Below are 17,238 nucleotides of genomic sequence, written 5' to 3' on the forward strand. Positions count from 1 at the left end.
GAAACGTATAGTTACCTGAAACTTTTTGACAAAAATTATCTTATAAAAAAATAAAAATGCCGTTAGTTTAAGCTAACGGCATTTTATTAAGTAAATAAATGACTTATTAACTATTTCTTCTTCGCTTTAGCATTTGGTAAATCAGTGACAGAGCCTTCATAAATTTCAGAGGCTAAGCCAATTGATTCATGCAATGTTGGGTGAGCATGGATAGTTAATGCAATATCTTCGGCATCACAGCCCATTTCGACAGCTAAGGTGATTTCACCTAGTAATTTACCGCCATTCACACCAACAACCGCACCACCTAGCAAGCGATTATCTGCTTTATTAAAGATGAGTTTTGTCATCCCTTCTGAACAATCCGATGCAATAGCGCGCCCTGAGGCAGCCCATGGGAAGATTGGTATTTTATAATCAACACCTTTTTCTAATGATGTGCATCTAGATTTAAAAGTACGAAGAAGGATGCAACAGGTAAGGTATGTTCAAATATTAAATTTTCATCAGCAAAAACATTCAGTTTTAACATATCAAATTCTGTTACCAACATCCAAATATTGTTTAATACTTTGTGAATCAAAATTCCAAACTATTTAATCAAAGGCAGAAAGATAGAACCGTGTTTTATGAATTTTATTTATAATAATTTCTATTACCAATGATTACTGAGTATTTTTAGGCTGTCAACAACCAACAATAGATAGGTTTATGTTGGTATTTCTTCTATCAATTAATCATATTCAATTTTATATCTGCCAATAACATCAAAAATATGATCATAAGTACTAAGAATTACGCGTTGCTTGCCTTTTTTATGAACTTCATCGACTAAATCAAAACTAGATTTTGAATATTTTTCATAAGGGTATTCATCTATTAGATAAATAGATAAGCTATCAATATCACTAAAAATAAATGTAACTTTAACTTCTGGAACATTTAAGATTTTTGGCTTACAGCCTGCTAGTGATAATGATGTATTGACCATCAAAGTGAATGGTATACATTCTAATTTAACGTCAGATAATATCAATGCATTTCGTGCATAAATAATGCCGTATTTTGTTTGTATTTCCTGTGTGTTCATATTAACCTCATTTTTTCAATTTATTTTGATTGGTATTGTTTTTCTGAAAAATCTTTTTATATATTTACAGACAAATTTATCTGCGATAAATCATCTGAATAAAATCCTAAGTATTCTAATCTTTTTAATAATATAAAGACACCTGTTAATAACCAATACTAGGGTATTGACGTTTACCAAAGTTATCAAAGATATATAACTTATTTATCTCTCGTTTTCATTAAGATCAACACTTAGTTATTTAATTCATTTTTTACTGAAACGTATAGTTACCTGAAACTTTTTGACAAAAATTATCTTATAAAAAAATAAAAATGCCGTTAGTTTAAGCTAACAGCATTTTATTAAGTAAATAAGGATGCAACAGGAAAGGCGTGTTCAAATATTAAATTTTGATCAGCAAAAACATTCAGTTTTAACATATCAAACTCTGTTACCAACATCCAAATATTGTTTAATACTTTGTGAATCAAAATTCCAAGCTATTTAATCAAAGGCTGAAAGATAGAACCGTGTTTTATGAATTTTATTTAGAATAATTTCTATTACCAATACTTACTGAGTATTTTTAGGCTGTCAACAACCAACAATAGATAGGTTTATGTTGGTATTTCTTCTATCAATTAATCATATTCAATTTTATATCTGCCAATAACATCAAAAATATGATCATAAGTACTAAGAATTACGCGTTGCTTGCCTTTTTTATGAACTTCATCGACTAAATCAAAACTAGATTTTGAATATTTTTCATAAGGGTATTCATCTATTAGATAAATAGATAAGCTATCAATATCACTAAAAATAAATGTAACTTTAACTTCTGGAACATTTAAGATTTTTGGCTTACAGCCTGCTAGTGATAATGATGTATTGACCATCAAAGTGAATGGTATACATTCTAATTTAACGTCAGATAATATCAATGCATTTCGTGCATAAATAATGCCGTATTTTGTTTGTATTTCCTGTGTGTTCATATTAACCTCATTTTTTCAATTTATTTTGATTGGTATCGTTTTTTTGAAAAATCTCTTAATATACTTACAGACAAATTTATCTTAGATAAATCATCTAAATCATCTGAATAAAATCCTAAGTATTGTAATCTTTTTAATAATATAAAGACACCTGTTAATAACCAATACTAGGGTATTGACGTTTACCAAAGTTATCAAAGATATATAACTTATTTATCTCTCGTTTTCATTAAGATCAACACTTAGTTATTTGATTCATTTTTTACTGAAACGTATAGTTACCTGAAACTTTTTGACAAAAATTATCTTATAAAAAAATAAAAATGCCGTTAGTTTAAGCTAACGGCATTTTATTAAGTAAATAAATGACTTATTAACTACTTCTTCTTCGCTTTAGCATTTGGTAAATCAGTGACAGAGCCTTCATAAATTTCAGAGGCTAAGCCAATTGATTCATGCAATGTTGGGTGAGCATGAATTGTTAATGCGATATCTTCGGCATCACAACCCATTTCGACAGCTAAGGTGATTTCACCAAGTAATTCACCACCATTTGCACCAACAACCGCACCACCTAATAGGCGATTATCTGCTTTATTGAAGATCAGTTTTGTCATCCCTTCAGAGCAATCAGAAGCAATAGCTCGTCCTGAAGCTGCCCATGGGAAGATTGATACTTCATAATCAATACCTTTTTCTTTCGCTTCTTTTTCAGTTAAACCAACCCAAGCAACTTCAGGTTCAGTATAAGCGATAGAAGGAATGGTTTTTGGATCAAAGAAGTGTTTTTTACCTGCAATTACTTCTGCTGCCACATGACCTTCGTGTACGCCTTTGTGCGCAAGCATTGGTTGACCAACAATATCTCCAATTGCATAGATATGCGGAACATTGGTACGCATCTGTTTATCGACTTCGATAAATCCGCGATCGGTAACATTAACGCCTGCTTTTTCCGCACTAATTAATTTACCATTTGGTGTACGACCAATAGCCACTAATACCGCATCATAAGTATGAGTTTCGGTGCTGCCGTCTTTCTTTTCCATGGTAACATAAATTGCATCATGTTTTGCTTCAACGGTAGTAACTTTAGTTTCCAATCGTAAAGTGAATTTCTTTTGGATCTGCTTAGTAAAGACTTTAATTACATCTTTATCAGCAGCCGGAATCACTTGATCAAACATTTCAACTACATCGACTTCTGAACCAAGTGCATGGTATACAGTCCCCATTTCAAGACCTATAATTCCGCCACCCATTAATAATAATTTTTTAGGAATGGTGGTTAAGGCTAAGGCATCTGTAGAATCCCAAATACGAGGATCATCATGTGGAATAAAAGGCAACTTGATTGGACGAGAGCCCGCTGCAATAATTGCATTATTAAAGGTGATCTTAGTGATTCCTTTTGATGAAGTTACCTCCATTGTATGACTACCAGTAAACTGTGCTTCACCTTGAATCACATTGACTTTGCGCATTTTGGCCATACCAGCTAGTCCATTAGTCAGTTGACTAATAACTTTTTCTTTCCAGCCACGCACTTTGTCTAATTCAAGTCTAGGTGTACCAAAATGGATACCATGTTCGGTTAATGATTTTGCTTCATCCATTACTTTAGCAACATGAAGTAATGCTTTTGATGGAATACAGCCTACATTTAAACAAACACCACCAAGTGTTGAATAACGTTCAACAAGGGTAACTTCTAGTCCAAGGTCGGCAGCACGGAACGCAGCGGAATAACCCGCTGGTCCTGCTCCTAAAACCACAACTTGTGTTTTAACATCTTGACTCATAATTTGATCTCCTTAATTACATCACTAAACGACGTAAGTCGGATAAGACGTTGACAATATGGCTTAAGAAGCGTGCACCATCAGCACCATCAATAACTCGGTGATCGAATGATAATGATAATGGCAACATTAGCCGTGGTGTAAACTCTTTGCCATTCCAAACTGGTTTCATGCTAGAGCGAGATACACCTAAAATACCAACTTCTGGCGCATTAACAATTGGTGTAAACGAGGTTGTACCAATGCCACCAAGGCTAGAAATAGTGAAACATCCACCTTGCATATCGCTACCTGTCAATTTACCTTCACGTGCCTTTTTAGAAATTGCCGCAAGCTCACGAGAAAGTTCAACAATACCCTTTTTATCAACATCTTTAAATACTGGTACTACAAGACCATTTGGTGTATCGACAGCAACGCCAATATTAATGTATTTTTTGATAATTAAGGTTTGGGCATCTTCAGATAATGAGCTATTAAAGCGTGGATACGCTGTTAATGCACTTGCTACCGCTTTCATGATAAACACAAGTGGCGTGATCTTAAGATCAAGTTTTTTCTTTTCTGCTTCTGCATTTTGTTGCTTACGGAATGCTTCTAAATCAGTAATATCTGTTTCATCAAATTCTGTCACATGCGGAATCATTACCCAGTTACGGTGTAAATTTGCACCTGATACTTTTTGAATTTTAGTTAATGGTAAACTTTCAACTTCACCAAATTTGCTAAAATCAACTTTAGGCCATGGTAATAGACCAGGTAATGCACCACCTGTAGCGCCACTTTCAATTTGTTTAACAGCATTTTTTACGTAAGTTTGAATGTCTTCACGTAAAATACGGTTTTTAGGACCTGTAGCAGTAACTTTTGCTAAATTTACCCCAAATTCACGTGCTAAACGACGTACAGATGGTGTTGCATGAGCATAAGCATCGTTTTCAACAAACTCATTGCTTGATGAAGCAGGCGCTGATTTTGCAGCAACTGGTGCTGGCGTTGGCTCAGGTGCTGCTTTTTCAGCAACAGGCGCTGCGGCAGCTGGAGCTGCTTGAGTAACTGGAGCTGCACTAGATGTGGTTTCAAATTCCATGATTTTGGAACCTGTTTTCACTTTATCACCCACTTTTATCGTGATACTTTTAACCGTACCAGCAATGGTTGCTGGTACTTCCATTGAGGCTTTATCACCCTCAACGGTAATTAATGAATCATCAACAGATATAGTATCGCCTACTTTTACCAAAATTTCCGTTACTTCGACTTCATCACCACCAATATCTGGAACTTTTACATCTACAATTTGGCTAGTTGCAGTTGGCGTTACTTCAACTTTTGGTGCTTCTTGTGCTGTAGCTGTAGCTGGAGCTGGAGCTGGAGCTGGAGCTGGAGCAGCAGTTTCGCCACCTTGCCCATCAAAGACCATAATGTCAACACCTGTTTTGACTTTATCGCCAATTTTTACAGAAATAGATTTAACAATACCAGCCTGTGGTGCAGGGATTTCCATTGATGCTTTATCACCTTCAACTGTCATAATTGACTGATCAGCTTCAACTTTATCACCTATTTTAACCAGAATTTCGGTTACTTCTACTTCGTCACCACCGATATCAGGTAATTTGATTTGAATACTCATTATAATAACCTCTTATGCAATTCGTGGATTAAGTTTATCGGCATTGATTTCGAATTTTTTGATCGCATCTTCAACAACACTAACTTCAATATCGCCACGTTTAGCAAGTTCACCCAATGCTGCAACCACAACATAAGATGCATCGACTTCAAAGTGATGACGTAAATTTTCACGGCTATCACTGCGACCGAAACCGTCAGTACCGAGTACTCGATAACTTTCAGCAGGTACAAATCCACGAATTTGCTCAGCAAACAATTTCATATAATCAGTTGAAACCACCGCTGGATTGTTATTCATAATTTGTGCAACATAAGGCACTTTTGGTGTTTCACTTGGATGCAACATATTATATCGTTCACAATCTTGACCATCACGAGCCAGTTCAGTAAATGATGTTACGCTATAAACTTCTGAGCTAATACCATAATTTTTAGCTAAGATTTCAGCCGCTTCACGAACATGACGTAAAATAGAGCCTGAACCTAGTAACTGAACAGTCGGTTTGCCTTTTTGACCCTCAACGGTATCTAATTTATAAATACCTCGTCGAATGCCCTCTTCTGCACCTTCTGGCATTGCTGGTTGTGCGTAGTTTTCATTGAGAGTTGTAATGTAGTAGTAAACGTTTTCTTGCTCACCATACATGCGACGTAAACCGTCTTGCATGATTACTGCAACTTCATAAGCATAAGCAGGATCATATGATATACAGTTAGGGATGGTTAATGCTTGAATGTGACTGTGACCATCTTGGTGTTGTAGACCTTCACCATTTAGCGTTGTACGACCAGAGGTTCCACCAATCATAAATCCACGTGCTTGTTGATCACCTGCTGCCCACATTAGATCACCAATACGTTGGAATCCAAACATTGAATAGTAAATGTAGAATGGAATCATTGGAAAATCATTTGTGCTATATGAAGTGGCCGCAGCAATCCAAGAAGCCGTTGCACCACATTCATTAATTCCTTCTTGAAGAATTTGACCTTTCTCATCTTCACGATAATAAGCCACTTGTTCTTTATCTTGTGGTGTATATTGTTGACCGTGTGGATTATAAATACCAATTTGACGGAATAAACCTTCCATACCAAAAGTACGTGCTTCATCAGCTAGAATAGGTACTAGACGTGGAGCAAGTTCTTTATCCTTAAGCATAATATTAAGCGCACGGACAAATGCTATAGTGGTTGATATTTCTTTCGATTGAGCTTCAAGTAATGACGCAAATTCACTTAATGGAGGAATTGAAACAGTTCCCGAAAAATGAGTTAATCTAGATGGCACATAACCATGTAACGCTTCACGACGCTCATGAATGTATTTGTATTCTGGCGTGTGTTCCTCAAATTTGATGTATGGTAATTTTTCAAGTGCTTCATCTGTCACTGGAATATTGAAGAAATCGCGAACATGTCGCACGCCATCCATATTCATTTTTTTCACTTGGTGAGCGATATTTTTTGCTTCAGCAGCAGCCCCCATACCATAACCTTTTATGGTGTGAGCAAGAATAACAGTTGGGCGATCTTTAGTTTCTTTTGCTCGTTGGAATGCTGCAAACATTTTAGCAGGATCTTGACCACCACGATTTAATCTAAAGATTTCTTCGTCAGACATGTCTTTAACTAATTCAGCAGTTTCAGGGTATTTACCAAAGAAATGCTCGCGAACATAAGCACCGTCTTTTGATTTTAATGTTTGATAATCCCCATCAAGTGTTTCATTCATTAGTCGAATTAACTTACCTGATTTATCTTTTTGGAGAAGTTTATCCCAACGGTCACCCCAAAGAACTTTAATTACGTTCCAACCAGCACCAGCAAATACACCTTCTAGTTCATTGATAATTTTGCCATTACCCGTTACTGGACCATCTAAACGTTGTAAATTACAGTTGATAACAAAAACTAAATTATCTAGTTTTTCTCGTGTTGCAACGGTAATTGCACCTTTTGATTCTGGTTCATCCATCTCACCATCACCTAAGAAAGCATAGACAGTTTGTTCAGAAGTATCTTTCAACCCACGATTTTCTAAATATTTTAAGAAACGTGCTTGATAAATGGCATTAACAGGACCAAGTCCCATCGATACTGTTGGAAATTGCCAAAATTCTGGAAGCAATTTAGGATGAGGGTATGATGGTAAACCTTTACCATGAACTTCTTGACGGAAATTATCTAATTGCTCTTCGGTTAAACGTCCTTCAATAAAGGCTCGAGAGTAAATACCTGGTGAGATGTGCCCTTGGAAGTAAATTAAATCACCGCCATCTTTTTCATTACGAGCACGGAAAAAGTGGTTAAAACAGACTTCATAAAAAGTAGCTGCAGATTGGAACGATGCCATATGACCACCAAGCTCTAAATCTTTCTTTGAAGCTCGTAACACCATCATAATTGCATTCCAACGGACAATTGAACGAATACGTCTTTCTATTTCCCAATCGCCAGGATAAGCAGGTTGCTCTTCTACTGGAATAGTATTGACATAATTACTTGTTGAAGATCCAAAAAGTACTGGAACACCCCCATCTCTCGCCTTATTAACTATTTGTTCAATAATATACTGTGCACGTTCGATTCCTTCTTCTCGAATAATAGACTCAACACTTTTGAGCCAATCTTGTGTTTCAATGGGATCGACATCATTCATTTGCATGTCCGACATATAAAAACCTCTTTTTTTGTTTAGAAAAATGCATTATTTGCTATTCTCAATTACATTAAAAAACGTAATAAAAGAAAGCTTAAACTCTGCATTACGGAGCTTCATTAATATCAGTCTGCCATTTAAAAAAAAAAAGTAAAGCAAACTGCCGCTTTGAAAAGAATGTTAATTCCTATCAAATTAATCAACTATTTCAATACTAATAATAAAATAAATGGTATTTATCTGATAAATAACTAAATTTTACTTAATAATAAATTTAAATATTATTCCTAACAGCTATGCTTAGAATAACTACAAGTTGTCAAGTTATTACAAAATCTGTTATATACTTGTAAAAATTTCGATAATATTACTTGAAGACAACAGAAAAAACTATGATCATTAATAATGTCATAATCAAAGACTTAAAAATTAAACCATATGTGTATACCTATCAAGCTATGCATGACTTTACCAAACAACGCAATGAGCATTCTCTTGATGAAATCTGGTTAGTCGAGCATGAACCGGTATTTACCCAAGGTAAAGTTGGTAAAGCAGAACATTTATTAAATCAGACAAATATCCCTGTTATTCAGACCGATCGCGGTGGTCAAATTACTTACCATGCTCCAGGTCAACAAATCATGTATATTTTATTTGATTTAAAAAGACTTAAGATAGGTATCCGAGATGTAGTTAGTTATTTAGAAAATAGTGTCATTCAAACATTGCTCCATTATGGTATTATAGCTAATGCAAAGTCTGATGCACCAGGAGTATATATTAACGAAAAGAAAATTTGTTCACTTGGTTTGCATATCAGTCGTGGCTGCACTTTACATGGACTTGCATTTAATGTTGATATGGATCTTTCCCCTTTTAATAACATTAACCCTTGTGGCTACGCTGGATTACAAATGACGCAACTAAAAGAATATGTCTCTCAAATTGACCGTAAAGAGATAAAACAACTATTAACTAATAATTTTATTAAGCAGTTACCTCAAAGATAAGATACCAATTATGCAAAATAATGAAACAATAATCAGAAGTTCGAAATATCGTGATGCCGAAAAGACGCGCTTAATTCCAACTGTAACATTAGAAGATGTCGCACCGCTAAAAAAACCTGAATGGATGCGAATTAAATTATCTGCTCACTCTGATAATATAGCACATATTAAAAACACAATGCGCAAACATGGATTACATTCAGTCTGTGAAGAAGCATCTTGCCCTAATTTAGCTGAATGTTTTAATCATGGCACGGCTACTTTTATGATTTTGGGCGATATTTGTACCCGCCGTTGCCCATTTTGTGATGTAGCTCATGGTAGACCATTACCACCAGATAGTAAAGAACCCATTAAGCTAGCGCAAACCATTCAAGAAATGAAATTACGATATGTTGTTATTACCTCGGTTGATAGGGATGATTTAAAAGATGGTGGAGCTAGCCATTTTGCTAATTGTACTCGAGAAATCAGAGAATTAAACCCAAATATAAAGGTTGAAACATTAACACCTGATTTTCGTGGTTGTATTGATGAAGCAATTGATGTCTTAAGTGATAATCCACCTGATGTATTTAATCATAATTTAGAAAATATACCTCGCTTATATAAAAGGATTCGACCTGGTGCTAACTATGAAGGATCACTTAAATTACTGGCAACATTTAAAGAACGACATCCTGAAATTCCTACAAAATCTGGCTTAATGGTAGGACTTGGCGAAACAAATCAAGAATTAATTCAAGTGTTAAAAGATTTACGCAGCCATGGTGTTACTATGTTGACGCTTGGTCAATATTTACAACCAAGTAAATATCATTTACCCGTTGAACGTTATGTTTCACCACAAGAATTTGAAGAATTAAAGCAAACGGCATTAGACATGGGATTCACACATGCAGCTTGTGGACCATTTGTACGTTCATCTTATCATGCTGATTTACAAGCAATGGGCAAAGAGGTGAAGTAATCTTCACCCCTTTTTATAATTCTACTCAAAAGCTAAATCAATTATCCACAACCATAAAACGGCGATTTTCAGTAACGATTTGCAAAAAGATGGGTAAGCTAATTTTTTCTTCTTTTTGCAATTTACCATTAATATCATAAATTTTAGAACGACCAAAAGCATCTAAAACAACCGTTTTATCATCATAAAGTGCTGCTATAGTATTTTCATCACCAGCAACTAGCCATTGTCTAGGCTTTTGAGTAAATAGGTTTTTACCTTGACTGTATTGTTGAGGTGGCGTAGTAACATAAAATGCGTCTTGCATTAATGTAAGCATAATATCAGTTTGCGAAGTTGCTTCTGTTATTTGGGCACTTCCTTTATTTGGCCATGATATAATCAATGGTACTTTTAATGATTCTCTGTTAAAGTCGCTTCCTGCATTGCGTAACGCTACTTTTTTCACCTCGTCAATTTTAATATCATTCGAACCAGTAATAACAATAATCGTATCATCATAGGCATTAGATAATTTTAAATAGGCAATTAATGATTCAATGTATTGATCTAGCCTTTTAGCTTCTGATTGAAGATCAGATATCGTGATTTTTTTATTTTTACTTCCCAATGAATATTGGATTATAGAAAACAAAGGTGCATGATTAGCAAGGCTATTTTGTTCTTCATGCCAAGTCCTCCAGTTTTCTGTTATTTGTTTATTAGATTGTTTTTTAGGTTGTGGTATTGAAAAATTAGATAACAAAGCTGAACGATATAAAGGCTCAGCAAAACCATCTTCCGAAAATAGACCTAAGTTGTAGTGCTGTTTTGTAACGACATCAAGCAATACAGACGGTTTATGTCCAACAAGGATACTATTATAGTAGTTAGGATCTAATCCATAAAACAATGAAAAGTCATTTAAATAGGACTGATTACTTGCACCATAATGATTAGCAAAGAAAATATTATCTTGAGAAAATTCATTTAACCACGGCATATGTTGAGTTAATAAATTAGTATTCCACCCTTCAATAACAATCATTAACACATTATTTTTTATTGGCTTTTGATTATAAACAATATTTCCCAACGGATATTCAATTGCCATCGCAAAAGGATTCCCTTCTTGGGCAACACGATCACGATAATCATTTTCTTTAATAAAGCCATAGCGCTCAAGAAAATGGCGAGCAGTTAAAGGATAAGAAAGAGGTAGGCTTGAACGCTGCATAGTAATTGGTCGATAAAAATTAGCATCAGCCCAAATATGAATCAAATGTGAGGCAACAAAACAAAGAATAAAAAGAATTACTACAGGCTTTGCATAGCGTTTACGTTTACTTAAGCTACGTAATTTTTTCCAGCTCCATACCGAAAATAAAATTTCAATCAACAAAATAAACGGAATAGCAATAAATACCGTACTTAAATAAGTGACTTTTTGCGATGAAAATAATTGCCAAATAGACAAATTAAGGTGCATTCTAAAATGCGAAAAAACTTCAATATCAATAATTAGTAATGAAAGACCTACTGTTGCAAAAACCGTTGCAATTATCCTTTGCCATCGAGATGAATGAATGAAAAAACTTAACGGAAAAAGCAGAATCAAATAAGCAATAAAGGTCAAATAGCTGAAATGTCCGATTGCACTAATAATTGCATAAAATCGCCCCATAAAAGTACGAGGCCAATCTGCAATAAATAAATATTGACTACCTAGTAAAATTACAACAAAAATATTAAACAACGTAAACCAATGCCCCCAACTAACAATTTGTGAGGCACGATAGTCTTTGAAGTAAGTATTTTTGATTTTGAGCATATTAAGTCGTTGCTAATGGTGATTATTAAGATGAATAAACAATAAATTATGTTTTAGTTTACCTGATTTTAAAAAATCTTTCTGTAAATTTTTTATTTGCTACCATAAAGATTTTGGTAATCTGTTGGCGATACATCGGATACTTGTTATAATTTCAAAATGAAATAAGTTAACAAAAAGATAAAAACTTTGGCAATTAAACAACTCAACGCAAAACAGATCCAGCCTGATTTATCCTATATTTCTGAACTTAGAAACAAAACTAATAATTCAATATCATTAGCATCAGAAAAATCAGAACATTTACTCATGTGGCAACCACGTGTGGCCTCAGCCTTAGCACTGTTATGCCCACCCAAAAGAGTATGTTATAGCCCACGTTTTATGTTGCTTAAAGCACCTGAAAGCGAGCTTTTTTTTGATTTACTAAGACAAGCCATTAAATCTGATTTATATTCACCTTCATTAGGCTATAGTTATTTTTTTAGCGAAAGTAAAATTACGCTGGCCAATGCAAAGAGCAAACAAGATAATTTTGCAGCTCAAGACAATTGTTTATTTGCATCTTCTGTTGATAGTGAAAAACTATTTGGTTGTGTTAGACAACCTGAAAATAGCCCTATAAAATTACAAGCTGGACTTGTTCATCGTGCTAATGGCGGCATTTTAATTTTAGGCCTTCGCTCACTACTTAGCCAACCATTGTTATGGTCTAAACTAAAACAAATTGTAATAAAGCAAGAGTTTGAATGGGTTTCAGCTGACGAATCTCATCCTTTACCTTTGTCCATTCCTCCTATGCCACTTGATTTACGAATCATTTTAGTTGGAGATAGATTAAGTTTAGCAGAATTACAAGATTTTGAACCTGAATTTTATTCAACTTCTATTTATACTGAATTTGAAAATGAATTGCAGGTCAAATCACCAGAACAAATCGAACAATGGATTAATTATTTAAATTTTATTGCGAACAAACAACAATTACCCAATATTGATACCTTAGCTTTTGCAAAAATTTACAAAGAAGCAACGCGCTATACTGGTGATCAACATTACCTCCCTCTTTCAGTAGATTGGATTAATTCGCTATTAGTTAATGCTACACACTTTATGCAAAATAATGTAATCGATGAATCAGCCATCACTTCTGCTATAAAGCAAAAATCATGGCATGAAAATTATTTGCAAGAAAGGCTACATGAGGAGATATTTAGTAATCAAATAATGATTAATACTAAAGAGCAAGTTGTTGGACAAATAAACGGCTTATCAGTAATTGAATACCCTGGGTATCCAAAAGCGATTGGTGAACCCACTCGTATAAGTTGTCTTATTCATTTTGGTGATGGAGAGATAATTGATATAGAACGCAAAACAGAATTAGCTGGTAATATTCACTCAAAAGGAATGATGATAATGCAGGCATTTATTATGTCTGAATTTGCTATCAATCATCAATTACCTTTTTCAACTTCTTTAGTGTTTGAACAATCTTACAGTGAAATTGATGGTGACAGCGCTTCACTTGCAGGGCTTTGTGCAATCATTAGCGCTTTATCACAGCAACCTATTGATCAGCAATTGGCTGTTACTGGTTCAGTAGATCAATTTGGTCATGTCCAATCAATTGGTGGAGTGAACGAAAAAATTGAAGGATTTTTTGCTGTTTGTAAACAACAAGGTTTAACTGGACAACAAGGCGTAATTATTCCAGCCACTAATCAACGCCATTTAAGTTTAAATGATGATGTTATTGAAGCAATCGATCAAGGAAAGTTTTCAATATGGTCTGTTGAACATGTTGCTGATGCGCTTTACCTACTAACAGGTATTCCTTATAAAGATAAAGATAGCATTAATCTTTACCAATTGATTCATGCACGTATGCAAGCAGTATTGTTGCAGGACAAAAAACAAGATAGTTGGTTAAGTAGATGGCAAAAATATTGCAAAAAGTAATAATACCAAATAAACTTTGGTTCAAAATTTTATTAATTACGAAATAGAAAAAGAAAGTTAGCTAACTTTCAATTTTTCAAAGCATGTTTTAATTTACATTAAATAAAAGGTTTTTTTATGACATTTGAACGTAAATCATCGTACGATAAAGCAGATCTGATTAAATCAGGCAATAATGAATTATTTGGTCATGATGGACCACCATTACCATCTGATTTAATGTTAATGATGGATCGTATTATCGAAATGAATGAAAACGGTGGCAACTTTGGCAAAGGTTTTGTTGAAGCTGAACTTGATATTAATCCCAATTTATGGTTTTTTAAATGTCATTTTAAAAACGATCCAGTTATGCCTGGTTGCCTAGGACTTGATGCTATGTGGCAATTAGTTGGATTTTATTTAGGTTGGATTGGTGGTAAAGGGAAAGGCCGCGCTTTAGGTGTTGGTGAGGTAAAATTTACTGGCCAAGTACTACCAACCAATAAAAAAGTAACCTATAAAATCCATTTCAAACGTGTTATTAATCGCAAATTAATTATGGGTATCGGTGATGGTGAAGTTTTTGTTGATGGTAAGCTTATTTATCAAGCATCTGATTTAAAAGTAGGTCTATTCCAAGATACCAACGCTTTTTAATTTAAAGCTACTCATTCTGTCAGCCTTATTAAATACAAATAAGGTTGACATCATCTCTTTTTTATTAAATCCATATTTAGTTATAGCATGAATAATCATGTATAATGCTACAAATTTTTATACTTTTTTATTTATAATGAATCGTTTAAAACCTTTATTAATTTGTATTATTTTATTTTTTTTATCAAACACACTAGTTTATGCTGATTTCAATGGTAAAGTTGTCAAAGTAATTGATGGCGATACAGTTGATATCTTAACTATCAAAAAACAAAAAATCCGTGTTCGTTTGCTTGATATCGATGCGCCTGAAAGTAAACAAGCCTATGGTAATGTATCACGGAAATATTTAGCTTCACTCATTGCTGGTAAAAATGTTTTTGTTAAAGAAAACAAAAAAGATATCTATAAAAGAACCTTAGGTACTATTTTTTTAAATAAAGTTAATATCAATGCCAAAATGGTCGAAAAAGGTTATGCTTGGGCATACCGTTATAAAGGAGTAGCTAATAACAAAATGATGGTAAAATTAGAGACTAGAGCAAAACAAAATAAAAAAGGACTATGGAAAGATAAACATCCAATAGCTCCTTGGGATTTTCGACATAATAACAAATAAGGCGCCTTATAAAACACCTATTTTTTTAGGGGGAGTGAAGCTTCAACATGTCAATGTGAACCAATAACTAGTTTACAGTCCACTTTTTGGTTATCGGCTGGTAGTGCAGAAATTTATTGTTTATTATATTCTAAGCTTTGTTTGATTATGTCAGTTTGTTATTTAATTGCTAAATCATCAGGGCTAGTTTTGAGTAAAGTATCAATTTTATAAAAACTTTTTACAAACTTCAGATAAATCAGTCATAGTTACTGAAAAAATGCCTAAAGGCGCCATAAAAATACTAATTTTTATCCTTTATTACATTTCATTGATAATCTATAAAAAATAATTTGAATATTATAAAATAGCTAGGATGTAGCGAAGAATTTTAGGATGGAAATATATAAATCTTACCAGCAAATGCTGATAAGATAATAAAAGACTTAGATTACACTAACATCAGCAGCAGAAGGGCCACGAGGGCTGTCTTGAATTGAAAATTCTACTTGTTGACCTTCACCTAATGTTTTGAATCCATCGCCAGAAATTGCAGAGAAATGTACAAATACATCTTTGCTACCATCAGCGGGGGAAATGAAACCAAAACCTTTACTTTCGTTGAACCATTTTACTTGACCAGTTTTCTTAGACATAATAATCTTCCTATAAATAAATTAACTTTAGCCCCTAAAGGGCTTATTCAAAAACATAAAACCTAGATTACTTATTAACACTAAGAAGAATATACCAAAGAAAACTAATCTCTAAGACATAGTAAACTACAAACTACATATATCGAAATGTTACAAAATAAATCCGCATGTCGTATGCTTGTTTCTATTTACTCATAATTAGTTTACTAATGCAAGCAATCTTTTTAAAAGATTACCTATTATATCAGTAAAAATAATTCATAACGCTAATTTAAAGATATAACATTATGAATTTTATAACATTAATCTTTTGCCATCATTTGAGATTTTTTTATCGTTGCTTCCACTGCATCAATAACTGCTGACCTAAATCCTTTGGCTTCAAGTATTTGCACACCTTCAATGGTTGTACCCGCAGGTGAGCAGACCATATCTTTTAACTCCCCTGGATGTTTACCTGTATCTAATAGTAGTTTTGCCGATCCCAAAACTGCTTGGGCAGCAAACTTGTAAGCTTGTTTTCTTGATAATCCGCCTTTAACCGCACCATCAGCTAATGCTTCAATAAACATAAACACAAAAGCGGGGGAAGATCCACTTGCGCCAATAACTGCGTCAATTAAATCTTCAGGAACAACTTCCGTTTCACCAATACAATTTAACAATTGTTGAACAATAGACAATTCTTCATCGGTAATTTCGGTATTAGGGGTAATTGAACACATAGCGGCATTAACAAGGGCTGGTGTGTTAGGCATAACTCGTATAATTTTTTGCTCATAACCCACGCATTTGGCAATTGTTTTAATGGTAACACCTGCCGCAATTGAAATAACGATGGTATTTTTCTTTAATTCTTTTTGAATATCAACAAGTACATCAACAATCACATTAGGCTTAACCGCAACAAAAACTATATCGGCTTCTCGAGCAACATCTCTTGCTGAATCAAGATTATTTATTGAATAAGTTTGATTAAGAACTTGACCTTTTTCTGGATGATGATCATAAACATAAATTTGGGTTCCCGGCACAATATTACTGCCCAAAATACCTTGCAATATGGCATTCCCCATGTTACCTAAACCAATAAAACCAATTTTTTGTTCCATTTATTTACCACCTTTTTAATATCAATGCTTTTTCACAATTATAGAATATTTTTTGATACAAAACCCACTTTTTAACAATATAGTTTATTGTTAATTATTTTTATAAATATTTTAAATCTAAGGTTAATTTCTATTAAAGTGTGTGCTCAATATTTGTTATACATTTTACTTTTTAAATAAGAAAAGTAGTATTTACTGGCATATTGCTTAAAAACTAATTAGCAACCACATTAGTTCTTAGTCTACATCAATGTGCATTTTATTGGTTATCTTGGCAAAAAATTTAGTTTTTTCTTGCCTAAATAA

At 33.8% G+C, this 17,238-nt stretch carries 13 protein-coding genes and 1 pseudogene; 5 read left to right on the forward strand and 9 right to left on the reverse strand.

Annotated features, from left to right (window positions below; genetic code table 11):
- Positions 1-110 precede the first annotated feature (110 nt).
- The 6 genes and pseudogenes from J6569_RS09995 to aceE form a co-directional block, all read right to left on the reverse strand.
- Positions 111-431, reverse strand: a pseudogene (locus J6569_RS09995) (dihydrolipoyl dehydrogenase); the annotation flags it as partial.
- 302 nt (positions 432-733) lie between these two features.
- Positions 734-1,090 (reverse strand): hypothetical protein, encoded by a 357-nt coding sequence (locus tag J6569_RS10000; protein ID WP_085165218.1) that lies wholly within the window; start codon positions 1,088-1,090, stop codon positions 734-736.
- Positions 1,091-1,713: 623 nt separating this feature from the next.
- Positions 1,714-2,070 (reverse strand): hypothetical protein, encoded by a 357-nt coding sequence (locus tag J6569_RS10005; RefSeq protein ID WP_085165218.1) that lies wholly within the window; start codon positions 2,068-2,070, stop codon positions 1,714-1,716.
- Between the two features lie 377 nt (positions 2,071-2,447).
- Complete coding sequence (gene lpdA, locus J6569_RS10010) at positions 2,448-3,872, reverse strand: dihydrolipoyl dehydrogenase (protein WP_296318365.1); 1,425 nt, start codon at positions 3,870-3,872, stop codon at positions 2,448-2,450.
- A gap of 16 nt (positions 3,873-3,888) precedes the next feature.
- On the reverse strand, positions 3,889-5,508 hold the full coding sequence (gene aceF / locus J6569_RS10015) for a pyruvate dehydrogenase complex dihydrolipoyllysine-residue acetyltransferase (RefSeq protein ID WP_366941269.1): 1,620 nt from the start codon (positions 5,506-5,508) through the stop codon (positions 3,889-3,891).
- 12 nt (positions 5,509-5,520) lie between these two features.
- Positions 5,521-8,187, reverse strand: coding sequence for a pyruvate dehydrogenase (acetyl-transferring), homodimeric type (aceE, locus tag J6569_RS10020; protein ID WP_034909932.1), 2,667 nt, complete (start codon positions 8,185-8,187; stop codon positions 5,521-5,523).
- A gap of 377 nt (positions 8,188-8,564) precedes the next feature.
- On the opposite strand from aceE, the gene lipB reads away from it, so the two are divergent.
- Together lipB and lipA are read left to right on the forward strand one after the other, a co-directional pair.
- Positions 8,565-9,185, forward strand: coding sequence for a lipoyl(octanoyl) transferase LipB (gene lipB, locus J6569_RS10025; RefSeq protein WP_065589947.1), 621 nt, complete (start codon positions 8,565-8,567; stop codon positions 9,183-9,185).
- Positions 9,186-9,195: 10 nt separating this feature from the next.
- Complete coding sequence (lipA, locus tag J6569_RS10030; RefSeq protein WP_296318366.1) at positions 9,196-10,155, forward strand: lipoyl synthase; 960 nt, start codon at positions 9,196-9,198, stop codon at positions 10,153-10,155.
- A 37-nt stretch (positions 10,156-10,192) separates the two neighbouring features.
- On the opposite strand, the gene J6569_RS10035 is transcribed toward lipA, so the two are convergent.
- On the reverse strand, positions 10,193-11,965 hold the full coding sequence (locus tag J6569_RS10035; protein WP_296318367.1) for a DUF3413 domain-containing protein: 1,773 nt from the start codon (positions 11,963-11,965) through the stop codon (positions 10,193-10,195).
- 189 nt (positions 11,966-12,154) lie between these two features.
- Between J6569_RS10035 and J6569_RS10040 the strand changes: the two genes are divergently transcribed.
- The 3 genes from J6569_RS10040 (at position 12,155) to J6569_RS10050 (ending at position 15,185) form a co-directional block, all read left to right on the forward strand.
- Positions 12,155-13,927 carry a Lon protease family protein gene (locus tag J6569_RS10040; protein WP_296318368.1) on the forward strand — a complete coding sequence of 591 codons (1,773 nt, stop codon included), beginning with the start codon at positions 12,155-12,157 and terminating at the stop codon, positions 13,925-13,927.
- Positions 13,928-14,044: 117 nt separating this feature from the next.
- Positions 14,045-14,566 carry a bifunctional 3-hydroxydecanoyl-ACP dehydratase/trans-2-decenoyl-ACP isomerase gene (gene fabA, locus J6569_RS10045; protein WP_296318369.1) on the forward strand — a complete coding sequence of 174 codons (522 nt, stop codon included), beginning with the start codon at positions 14,045-14,047 and terminating at the stop codon, positions 14,564-14,566.
- A gap of 97 nt (positions 14,567-14,663) precedes the next feature.
- On the forward strand, positions 14,664-15,185 hold the full coding sequence (locus J6569_RS10050; protein WP_296300583.1) for a thermonuclease family protein: 522 nt from the start codon (positions 14,664-14,666) through the stop codon (positions 15,183-15,185).
- A gap of 425 nt (positions 15,186-15,610) precedes the next feature.
- On the opposite strand, the gene J6569_RS10055 is transcribed toward J6569_RS10050, so the two are convergent.
- Both J6569_RS10055 and proC read right to left on the reverse strand, forming a co-directional pair.
- The gene (locus J6569_RS10055) at positions 15,611-15,820 is read right to left on the reverse strand and encodes a cold shock domain-containing protein (protein ID WP_065589950.1); all 210 of its coding nucleotides are present in this window, start codon (positions 15,818-15,820) and stop codon (positions 15,611-15,613) included.
- A gap of 302 nt (positions 15,821-16,122) precedes the next feature.
- The gene (gene proC / locus J6569_RS10060; protein ID WP_174798065.1) at positions 16,123-16,932 is read right to left on the reverse strand and encodes a pyrroline-5-carboxylate reductase; all 810 of its coding nucleotides are present in this window, start codon (positions 16,930-16,932) and stop codon (positions 16,123-16,125) included.
- Positions 16,933-17,238: the final 306 nt, after the last annotated feature.

This window comes from Gilliamella sp., from assembly GCF_024104075.1.
GTDB lineage: Bacteria > Pseudomonadota > Gammaproteobacteria > Enterobacterales > Orbaceae > Gilliamella > Gilliamella bombi.